The organism is Mycobacterium sp. GA-1285 (assembly GCF_001499905.1).
In the GTDB taxonomy this organism is placed as follows: Bacteria; Actinomycetota; Actinomycetes; order Mycobacteriales; family Mycobacteriaceae; genus Mycobacterium.
This window is the reverse complement of record NZ_LQIS01000032.1, coordinates 1-9,393: the sequence shown is the minus strand read 5'-3', so window position 1 is coordinate 9,393 and position 9,393 is coordinate 1. Positions and strand designations below refer to the sequence as shown.

General features: G+C 68.3%; 10 protein-coding genes. 3 read left to right on the top strand and 7 right to left on the bottom strand.

The window, feature by feature from the left end; genetic code table 11:
* Positions 1 to 165: 165 nt before the first annotated feature.
* A complete protein-coding gene (locus AU193_RS16010; RefSeq protein WP_064423358.1) occupies positions 166 to 1,356 on the bottom strand; it encodes a glycosyltransferase family 1 protein in 1,191 nt (396 codons plus the stop codon).
* A 133-nt stretch (positions 1,357 to 1,489) separates the two neighbouring features.
* Here AU193_RS16010 and AU193_RS16005 point away from each other — a divergent pair, with 133 nt between their 5' ends.
* Entirely contained in the window at positions 1,490 to 2,161 is a 672-nt protein-coding gene (locus tag AU193_RS16005; RefSeq protein WP_064423357.1) for a thioredoxin domain-containing protein, read from the top strand.
* A gap of 3 nt (positions 2,162 to 2,164) precedes the next feature.
* Here the strand turns inward: AU193_RS16005 and AU193_RS16000 are convergent, their stop codons facing one another.
* From AU193_RS16000 to AU193_RS15975, 6 genes are all read right to left on the bottom strand, one after another.
* Positions 2,165 to 2,704: a DUF3592 domain-containing protein gene (locus tag AU193_RS16000; protein WP_172798328.1), complete on the bottom strand. Its 540-nt coding sequence runs from the start codon at positions 2,702 to 2,704 to the stop codon at positions 2,165 to 2,167.
* 92 nt (positions 2,705 to 2,796) lie between these two features.
* Positions 2,797 to 4,422 carry a 2-succinyl-5-enolpyruvyl-6-hydroxy-3-cyclohexene-1-carboxylic-acid synthase gene (gene menD / locus AU193_RS15995; RefSeq protein WP_064423356.1) on the bottom strand — a complete coding sequence of 542 codons (1,626 nt, stop codon included), beginning with the start codon at positions 4,420 to 4,422 and terminating at the stop codon, positions 2,797 to 2,799.
* Between the two features lie 2 nt (positions 4,423 to 4,424).
* Positions 4,425 to 5,207, bottom strand: a complete 783-nt coding sequence (locus AU193_RS15990) for an alpha/beta fold hydrolase (protein ID WP_064423355.1) — start codon at positions 5,205 to 5,207, stop codon at positions 4,425 to 4,427.
* A 130-nt stretch (positions 5,208 to 5,337) separates the two neighbouring features.
* Positions 5,338 to 6,063, bottom strand: a complete 726-nt coding sequence (locus tag AU193_RS15985) for a DJ-1/PfpI family protein (RefSeq protein ID WP_064423354.1) — start codon at positions 6,061 to 6,063, stop codon at positions 5,338 to 5,340.
* A gap of 15 nt (positions 6,064 to 6,078) precedes the next feature.
* Positions 6,079 to 7,038 carry a GlxA family transcriptional regulator gene (locus tag AU193_RS15980; protein WP_172798327.1) on the bottom strand — a complete coding sequence of 320 codons (960 nt, stop codon included), beginning with the start codon at positions 7,036 to 7,038 and terminating at the stop codon, positions 6,079 to 6,081.
* A 119-nt stretch (positions 7,039 to 7,157) separates the two neighbouring features.
* Positions 7,158 to 8,114, bottom strand: a complete 957-nt coding sequence (locus AU193_RS15975) for an o-succinylbenzoate synthase (protein ID WP_064423353.1) — start codon at positions 8,112 to 8,114, stop codon at positions 7,158 to 7,160.
* A 100-nt stretch (positions 8,115 to 8,214) separates the two neighbouring features.
* Here AU193_RS15975 and AU193_RS15970 point away from each other — a divergent pair, with 100 nt between their 5' ends.
* Together AU193_RS15970 and AU193_RS15965 are read left to right on the top strand one after the other, a co-directional pair.
* Positions 8,215 to 8,697, top strand: coding sequence for a TspO/MBR family protein (locus AU193_RS15970; RefSeq protein ID WP_064423359.1), 483 nt, complete (start codon positions 8,215 to 8,217; stop codon positions 8,695 to 8,697).
* The gene (locus AU193_RS15965) at positions 8,697 to 9,320 is read left to right on the top strand and encodes a heme-binding protein (RefSeq protein ID WP_082683010.1); all 624 of its coding nucleotides are present in this window, start codon (positions 8,697 to 8,699) and stop codon (positions 9,318 to 9,320) included. Before AU193_RS15970 ends, AU193_RS15965 begins: the two co-directional genes overlap by 1 nt.
* Positions 9,321 to 9,393 lie beyond the last annotated feature (73 nt).

Below are 9,393 nucleotides of genomic sequence, written 5' to 3'. Positions count from 1 at the left end.
GTCAGCAAGTCGACATCACAGGCGGCCACCGTCTCGAAGGCGGCACGCAACGCGCTCACCGCGGCCTGCAGATCGTCACCCGACATGCATCGAACATACATTCGACCACCGACAAGAACCAGCTTGTGGGTCGGTCGCGCAAATGGTCAGCACCGAGATCGGTGGTTACGCACTCTCGCTGCGGCGCGACCGTGCGCGAAGTGTCGAAATTCCGCGGCGTGTCGTGTGCAGACGTGCACGCTCGCGGGGTTTGGTGATGACGTCTTCGTAGTGGGTGAGGAGTTCGTCGCAGATCGCCGGCCAGGTGCGTGTCAGCACGCTGCGGCGCGCGGCGATCGAATAGCGTTGCCGCTCGGCGATCAGATGCTCGACGGACTCAGGCAGCCGGGCCTCGAACTCGTCGACCGCAAGCAGCAGCCCGGTGCGATAAGGGGCGACAAGGTCGCGCGGACCACCGGCGTCCGGGGCGATGACCGGCAGACCTGACGCCATCCCCTCCTGTACGGTCTGGCAGAAGGTCTCGTGCTCGCCGGGATGCACGAACACGTCCATGCTGGCGTACGCGGCGGCCAGCTCCGGGCCGTACAGTGCCCCGGTGAAAACCGCGGAGGGAAGCAGACTTTCGAGCTTGCGGCGGTCGATACCGTCGCCGACGATGACCAGTCGCAGGTCGTGGCGGTGTGCGAGCGCCGCGAGTCGTTCGACATGCTTCTCGGGCGCGAGGCGACCGACGAAGCCGACAATCGGCTTACCGTCCGGCGACCACCGGCGCCGCAGGCCCTCATCGCGCGCCGACGGCACGAACCCGGTGATGTCGACGCCCCTCCCCCACTTGTGCACACGCGGAATACCCTGTGCCGTCAGATCTTCCATCGCGGCCGTGGACGGCGCGAGGGTACGGTCGGCGCGGCTGTGCAGATGCCGTGTCCACGCCCACGCGGCGCGCGCGGCGAAACCGACGCCGTAGCTCTCGGCGAATCCCGCGACATCGGTCTGGAATACGGCCACGGTCGGGACCCCGAGGCGGCGTGCGGCGCGCAGGCCGCCGTACCCGAGCAACGCGGGTGACGCGAGATGCACGACGTCGGGGTCGAATCCCCTTAGTACACCGACGATTCGTGGCCGCGGTACGCCAAGGGGCAGTGAGGTGATCATCGGAAACATCCGCGAGGGAACGCGATGGACGCGGATACCGTCGTGCACGCGATCGGCGGCTGGTTCGCCGCGCGGCGTGTCGGGAGCGATGACAAGGGTCTCGTGTCCGGTGCGGCGCAGATGCTCGATCACCCGCAGTACCGAATTGGTGACGCCGTTGACATTCGGGAGGAACGATTCTGCGACGATCGCCACGCGCACGAGGGAATCGTCTCAGCGCAGCCTGTCGCAAAGGTTGCGGTCAGGAATATGGCACGCGAAAACCTGGTGCGCCAACGGGCGCTGCCGTGCGTTCGCGTCGAGTATCGTGCGCACCAGAGAAAGGGCGGCTGACATGCGATTCTCCCGGGCACTGGCGGTGGTGGCGCTCGCCGTGCTGCTCGCCGCCGTCGGCTGCACCAACCATGTCGCCGGCACCGCGAAGCGCGATCCCGCCCAGGCGCCGCTGAAGGTCAGTGAAGACGGTTTCGGTGTGGTGGCGGGCTTCGACGACGCACCGGTCAAAATCGAGATCTTCACCGAGCCGCAGTGCAGCCATTGCGCTGACCTACAAGCCGATTTCGGCGATCAGCTCGCCTACTACATCGGCGTCGGCCAACTCAACGTCACGTACCGGCCGTTGATCTTCCTCGACGAGATGACCGACGGGCACTCGGCGCGGGTGAGCAACGCGTTGTTTCTCGCCAGCGGAAGCGGCGCGACCGGCACGCAGTTCCAGCGGTTCGTCGAAGAGCTATGGGCCCACCAGGATCCGGGCGGACCGGGTCCCAGCGACGACGAGATGGCCGACATGGCCCGCGCGGCAGGCATGCCCGACAACGCGGTCAAGCGGATCGCTGGTGGCGGGTCCGCGGTGAACGTCGCAGAGATGGACGAGAACAACTTCGGCTTCCTGTTCGACGTCGATTCCGAAGCCGCCGGCACGCCGACCGTCTACGACCTGGTCGCGGGAGAGAAGCTCGACATCTACGACAACGACTGGCTCGACAAGCTGATCCAGTCCTGAGCATCAGCTCGTGATCGAAAGGCTGGCGGAGTCCCGATCAGAAGTCGACGTGCGGTGCTGGTCGATTCGGCGCTCGATCAGCGTCACCCCGGCCAGTGCGGCGCTGGCGATCAGCCAGCCGACGACCGCGATCGAACTCGCCGGGATGATCGCCAACGCCGCGTTGCGATGCTGCACGCGAACGATATCCGGGTCGTTCGTGTCGTATTCGACGTAGATGTTCATCCCGGTCTCCAGCTCTGACGGATAGAGCACCCCCAGTTCGGGACGGTAGGTCACGCGGTCTGGCGTGACGAACTCGATCGTCGACCGGCGCGGGCCCGCGTCGAGCACCTCGGCGGCGGCGACGCCCATGTGCCGCTCGATCTGGCGGTCATTGCGCCACGCGCCGAGCACCATCAGCACCGACTGCAGGGTCACCAGGCATGCGGCGATCACGATGCCGACGCGGATCCGGCGGAACACCCGCTGGCGGTGCGACTCGTTCGGGTCGGCCACCAGCTTCGGCAGGAACCGGCGTGCCCACCGGATGGAATTCGTCAAGCGGTCCACGGCTGGTCGCCTCAGCCCAGTCGCTCCGCTCACAGGAGCTGAATCGTTCGCTCCGCTCACAGGAGCTGAATCGTTCGCTCCGCTCACAGGGCAGCCTTGATCGACGCGTGCAGCGCCCGCAGCGACGACCTGTCGGCCTTCACCTCCAGCACCCGCATCCCGTCGTGCGGTTCGTCGAGCGCCTCGGCCAGGTCGTCGGCCTCGAGTTGTCGGCTCTCGACGTGATAGGCCCGGCACAGCGCGCCCACGTCGACGTCGTGCGGGGTGCCGAAGATCCGCGACGACACGTCGGAGAACCGTGGGTCGCCCTGCTCGAGCAGCTCGAAGATGCCGCCGCCGTTGTCGTTGGACACCACGATCGTCAAATTGCGCGGCGTCGGCTCCGTCGGCCCGATCAACAACCCCGAGCTGTCGTGGACGAACGTCAGGTCACCGAGCAGTGCAATCGTTCGGCCGTCATGGGCGAGCGCGGCGCCGATGGCCGTCGACACCGTCCCGTCGATGCCCGCGACACCGCGGTTCGAGCGCACCTTCAGCCCGTGGGTGTCCAGGCCGACCAATGCGGCGTCGCGCACCGGGTTCGACGCCCCCAGCACCAACTGGTCTCCCGGCCGGACGGCGTCGGCCACCGCGGCGGCCACATGCAGTCCGGTCTTGAGGGGGTGCGCCTTCAGTTGCCCGCGCACCGCCTCCATTGCGTGCCGGTGCACGTCGGCACACCGGGCGAGCCAGGCCGGGTCCGGGGCGCCCGAGGTGACGGCCCGGGTGCCGGTCGCCTGCGAGTTGCCCGACACATCGGGCCAGCGGGGCCCCGTGGTCAGCGCGTACACCGGCACCGACGGGTCGGCCAGCAGCGCCGAGACCGGCCGGTGCAGCGTCGGGCGGCCGAGCATGATGACCTGTTTCGGCCGGACCAGCCGCAACGCGAAGGGGTGCAGCGGGTTGTCGGCGGGTGGCGCCGTCGGTTCGGCGACGGTCGGCAGCGCGGCCAGGTTCGGATGCTCGCCGGCGCCGTGCCCGGCGATCACGACGGTGTCGGAGGTCAGGTCGATGTCGAGCGGCTGGTCGAAGCTGACCGGTGGGGTGTGCGTCCACGGCTTGCCGCCGGGCCGGCCGTCCGGCACATAGGTCCCGGCCTCGTCCGCATCGGGCACGAGCGGCTCCCGCAGCGGGATGTCGAACTGCACCGGGCCCGCGTTGGCGGATCGAGAGCCCTTGGCCGCCACCAGGATTCGACACACCGCGGAGCGCCATTGAGCGTTGAGGGCGTCGAGGTGTTCCGGGGATTCCTCGGCCAGGCCGAGGCTGATCGACGCCCGTACCTGTGTGCCGAAATACCCCAGCTGTTCGAACGTCTGGTTCGCGCCGGTGCCCAGCAGCTCATAGGGGCGGTTGGCGCTCAGCACGACCAGCGGCACCCGCGCGTAGTTCGCCTCGACCACCGCGGGCCCGAGGTTGGCCACCGCCGTCCCCGACGTCATCGCGATACAGACCGGGGCGCGCTCGGCGATCGCCAACCCGATGGCCAGGAAGCCCGCGGTGCGTTCGTCGATGCGCACGTGCAGCCGGAGCCGGCCCGCGCGGTCGGCGTCCTGCAACGCGAAGGCCAACGGCGCGTTGCGCGATCCGGGGCACAGCACGACGTCGCGTACGCCGCCGCGAATCAGTTCGTCGACGACCACGCGGGCCTGCGCGGTCGAGGGGTTCACCCCTACAGCCTATCGGCGAAGAAATCGAGCGCCGCATTGTTGATCGCCTCGGGATGCTCCAGGAAGCCGAGGTGGCCGGCATCCGGAATCTCCAGGTAGCGGCCGTTGGGGATCGCGTCGGCGACCTCCCGGCTCAGGTGGGGCGGCAACACGAGGTCGTCGGCGAACCCGATGACCAGCGTCGGCGCCGTAATACTTCGGTAAGCCGGCAGCCGATTGCCCTGCGGCCGGACCTCGCCCTGCGCGCGCCCGCCGGGCGTGGTCTTGCTCGGCCACATGACGAACATGTCGATCCAGTCGCGGACCTTGGCGTCGTCGTTGAGCGTCTTGGGCGAAAAGCTCTCCAGCAGGCGCAGTTTCGCGTCGAACTTGGTCGGCAGCACCACGTCCGAGTCGGCCAGCTCACGCTCCGCTTCGCGGAAGAACTCGCGGGTGCGGTCTTCGCGGCCGCGGGTGGCCATCAGCACCGCCCGGTCGACCAGCTCGGGCCGCGACACCATCAGCTCCTGGGCGATGAACGAGCCCATCGACACCGAGACGATGCGCACCGGCGCCGCGTCGAGTTTCTCGATCAGCGCCGCCGTGTCGGCCACCATCGTCTCTGTCGTGAAGCCGGTGGCGTTCTCCGTGGCGCCGACGCCGCGATTGTCGAATGTGATGCAGCGGTAGCCGGCGCGCTGGAACGCGGGCACCTGGTTGAGGTGCCAGGTTCGGCCGGCACCGCCGTGACCGGCGATGAACAGGACCGATGGGCCGCTACCGCGATCGTCGTAGGCCAAATTCACCCGAATGACGGTACTCAAGTCCCGATCGTTCGGTGATCTCGGTGTCGCCCCGTCGCAGCCGCACCGGGCGGGAGGGACTACGCCGAATCCGCCACTTCGGTGAAGGGACGACGGGATCGCTCAGTGGCTGTCAGCGCACCGACGTGGCCTTGTTGCGGACTCGCCGGATCGCAGCCGACCACAGCAGCGCCACCGTCGGGGCGAGCTGCCCCTGTTTGACGGTGTCGCGGCTCAGCAGGGTCGATGCGGTCGCCTTGGTGGCGGCCGACGCCTTCGACAGGTGCCCGGAGTCGTAGGGCGGCTGTGGGTCGTATTCGATGGCGAGCTGCACAGCCTTGGCCTTTCCGTCACCCGCGATCTGCCCGTAGAGCCACAGGCCGAGGTCGATTCCGGCCGACACGCCCGCGGCGGTGACGATCTTGCCCTCGTGCACGACGCGCTGGTCGGAGACGGTCTCGACGCCGAACGGTTTGAGCATCGGCAGCGCCATCCAGTGCGAGGTGGCGCGGCGGCCGTCGAGCAGGCCCGCCGCGGCGAGGATGACCGAACCCGAACACACCGACGTCGTCCAGGTCGTGGTCTCGTGGGCCTTGCGCACCCAGTCGAGCACCTTCTCGTCGCGGGCGTGCTGGAAACTCGACAACCCGCCGGGGATCAGGACGATGTCCGGCGACGGCGTCTCGTCGAAGGAGTGGGTGGCACCGACGAGCAGCACGCCGGAGTCGGCCTCGACAGGCCCTGGTTCATGCCAGACGAACCGCACCTCGGCGCCGGGCAGGTTGCGCAACACCTCGTAGGGTCCGATGAAGTCCAGCGCGGTGTAGCCGGGGTACACCATGATGGCGATCTGGGTCACGGGTCGTCTCCTGTCTCAGGCGAAGGTCTTGCGGTACTGGTCGGGTGAAATGCCAAGGCGGCGAACGAAATTACGCCGCAGCGACTCGGCGCTGCCGAATCCGCAACGCGTGGCGATGGCGGTGACGGGGTCGTCGGTCTCCTCGAGTTGACGGCGCGCGGCCTCGGTGCGGATCCGCTCGACGTAGGCGCCGGGCGCCTCTCCCACCTCCTCAGTGAACAAGCGGGTGAAGTGGCGCGGGCTCATCGCCGCGCGGCGCGCCAACTCCGTGATGGTGTGTGCTCCACCGGGTTCGGTCTCGATGGCCTCCTGCACTTCGCGGATGGGTGCCCTCTTGGCGCGTGGCATCCACACCGGTGCGGCGAACTGCGTCTGGCCGCCGGGCCTGCGCAGGTACATGACGAGCCAGCGCGCGACCGTCTGCGCGACATCCGTGCCGTGGTCGTCCTCGACCAGCGACAGTGCGAGGTCGATGCCGGCAGTGACACCGGCTGCCGTCCACGTCCGGTCATTGCTGCGCACGAAGATCGGATCGGGATCGACTGTCACCGTTGGATACTCGCGCGACAGCTGTTCGGTGTAGGCCCAGTGCGTGGTGGCGGTGCAGCCGTCGAGCAGGCCGGCCTCGGCGGCGAGGAACGCGCCGGTGCAGACGCTGACGACCCGACGCGAGTTCTGCGCGACGGTCTGGATCCAGTTAACCAGATCGAGGTTGGTGCGGGCAGCGTGAACCCCGAAGCCGCCGGGAAGGACCAGCGTGTCGATCGGTTCACGCGGATCCGGTAGCGGTTGGGCGACAAGCGCCAGACCCGTGCCGGTGGTTGCGGGTTCACCGTCGAGGGTCACCACCCTGGCGTCGTACCCCTGTCTGCCTTTGCCCTGCAGATACCGCGACGCTCCCGTGAACACCTCGAACGGGCCGACCAGGTCGAGAGCCTGGACGCCGGCAAAACCGAGGATCACCACCGATCGCATGACCTCAGTGTTGGCCACCAGGTCCGTGGCGTCTAGGCCATGCACCCCACAGATCAGGACATGGGACTACCGCACCGGCGGAAGTCGTTGTCCGCCAGTTCGGTTTCGACCATGGCGTGTCAGCGTGTCAACGGATGGCAGGCGCGCACCCGGTCGATCCACCATCGGCGGCGGTCGGGCGGGGCGGCCAGCGCCGAAAGCCGCGCCGGATCGGGAGCCACCGGACCGATTGCCAGGTATCCGTCCTGCGCTCGCAGGGGTTCAGCGACATCGTCGACGAACAATCCGCCGGTGCCCAGCCCGCACGCGTGGTGTAGGTCGGGCAGCGCCGCAGCGGCCAGCAGACCGCGACCGATGCCGACCGCCGAGTCCAGCGCACTGGAGACGACGACGGGGATGTCGATCTGCGCGGCGATCTCGAGTAGCGCGCGCACCCCGCCCAGCGGTGCGACCTTGAGAACCGCGATGTCCGCGGCCTTCTCGCGCACCACCCGCAGAGGGTCCTCGGCCTTGCGGATGCTCTCGTCGGCAGCGATCGCGACGTCGATGCGGCGGCGCAGCTCGGCCAGTTCTGCCACTGTGGCACAGGGTTGTTCAAGGTATTCCAGCGGCCCGTCGGCGCTCAGTGCCGTCGCCGCGGCGACCGCTTCGGACACGCTCCAGCCACCATTGGCGTCGACCCGCACGGTCGGCACGCCGGCCCGCACCGCGTTGACGCGCGCCACATCCTCGGCCAGGGACTGCCCGGGTTCGGCGACCTTGACCTTCGCCGTACGCGCACCGGGGAAGCGGGCCAGCACGTGGGGCACCTGCGCGGCGTCGACGGCGGGCACGGTCGCGTTGATCGGGATCCGATCGCGACGCACTTGCGGCGGTGGTTCATAGGCCGCCTCCAGCGCGGACGCCAGCCAGTGCGCCGCCTCCGGTGGCTCGTACTCGAGGAAAGCCCCGAACTCGCCCCACCCGGCCGGGCCCTCGATCAGTGCCACTTCGCGGACCGTGATGCCGCGAAAGCGCACCCGCATCGGGAGCGCGACCACGTGCAGGCGGTCGAGGACGTCGTCGAGCTGCGGCATGCGCCCATCCTGCCGGTTGGGGATCGCGTGGTTTAACGATCGCGAATCCGGCTACCTTTCAGTTGCTTAACTAATTGTTGATTCGCAGTAGGAGCGAATGGTGCAACTGAAGACACTGGTCCCGTCGGCACTGGCGGTTACGGCGACCGCGGTGGTCGGCGGCTTGGCCAGCAAGGATTCCCAGTCCTTCTGGTACGCGAAGCTGCGAAAGCCGCCGTACCAGCCACCGGCACAGGCGTTTCCGATTGTGTGGCCGATCCTGTACGCCGATATCGCCGTGACCTCGTCGGCGACGCTCGACGAATTCGAGCGCCGTGGTCAGACCGGCGAACGCCGCCGCTACCTCGCCGCGCTCGCGGCGAACCTGGTGCTCAACGGCAGCTGGTCGTGGTTGTTCTTCAACCAGGGCAAGCTCGGCACGTCGGCGGTCGCGGCCGGTGCGCTGACACTCAGCAGCGCCGACCTCACCCGCCGCGCCGTGCAGGTGCGGGGCGCTCAGGCCGCGCCGCTGGCGCTGTATCCGCTGTGGTGTGCGTTCGCGACGGTGCTGTCGACGCACATCTGGTTGCTGAACCGGCGATGATGCGGCTACTGGAGATTCCACGCCAGGTCGCGGAATCGGTCTTTTCGGTCGTCGGCATCCGGGTGGGCACCGAAGAACCGCACTACCTGGCCACGAAGCTCTCCGACCGGGTGGAGATCCGCCGGTACGGTCCCCGGATCGCCGCCGAGACCACCGTGAGCGCCGACGAGGACCGGGCCAGAAACATCGGGTTCCGACGCCTCGCCGGCTACATCTTCGGTGGCAACCACCGCGACGAGAAGATCGCGATGACCGCCCCCGTCGGCCAGCAAACGCGCGAGAAGATAGCCATGACGGCGCCGGTCGCGCAGACGCGCGACGGTGAGAACTCGACGATCCGCTTCTACATGCCGTCGAAATGGACGATGGACACCTTGCCCGCTCCGGACGACGAGAAGGTGCGGTTGGTGGAGGTGCCCGGTGAGACGGTCGCGGTGCTGCGGTTCACCGGGGACCGAAGCCCGCGGGCGGTCGCCGAGCGCACCGATGAACTGACGAAGACATTGCGTGCCAACGGGGTCGAGATCATCGGGCCGCCACAGTCCTGGTTCTACGATCCGCCATGGACGGTGCCCTTCCGTCGCCGCAACGAGATCGCGATCCCGGTCCGTCCGGCCGACTAGGGCGTGTCTGACAAATGGGGTAGCCAGAGGGTGATGGCGCGTAGGACTGCTGCGCCGCGGTAGACGATGGCGA

Bases quoted from the DNA above. Each gene is read 5' to 3' on its own strand.
- AU193_RS16005 (WP_064423357.1), top strand. From the start codon at position 1,490: ATGCGATTCTCCCGGGCACTGGCGGTGGTGGCGCTCGCCGTGCTGCTC.
- AU193_RS15965 (WP_082683010.1), top strand. From the start codon at position 8,697: ATGCGGCTACTGGAGATTCCACGCCAGGTCGCGGAATCGGTCTTTTCG.
- AU193_RS15975 (WP_064423353.1), bottom strand. From the start codon at position 8,114: ATGCCGCAGCTCGACGACGTCCTCGACCGCCTGCACGTGGTCGCGCTC.
- AU193_RS15980 (WP_172798327.1), bottom strand. From the start codon at position 7,038: ATGCGATCGGTGGTGATCCTCGGTTTTGCCGGCGTCCAGGCTCTCGAC.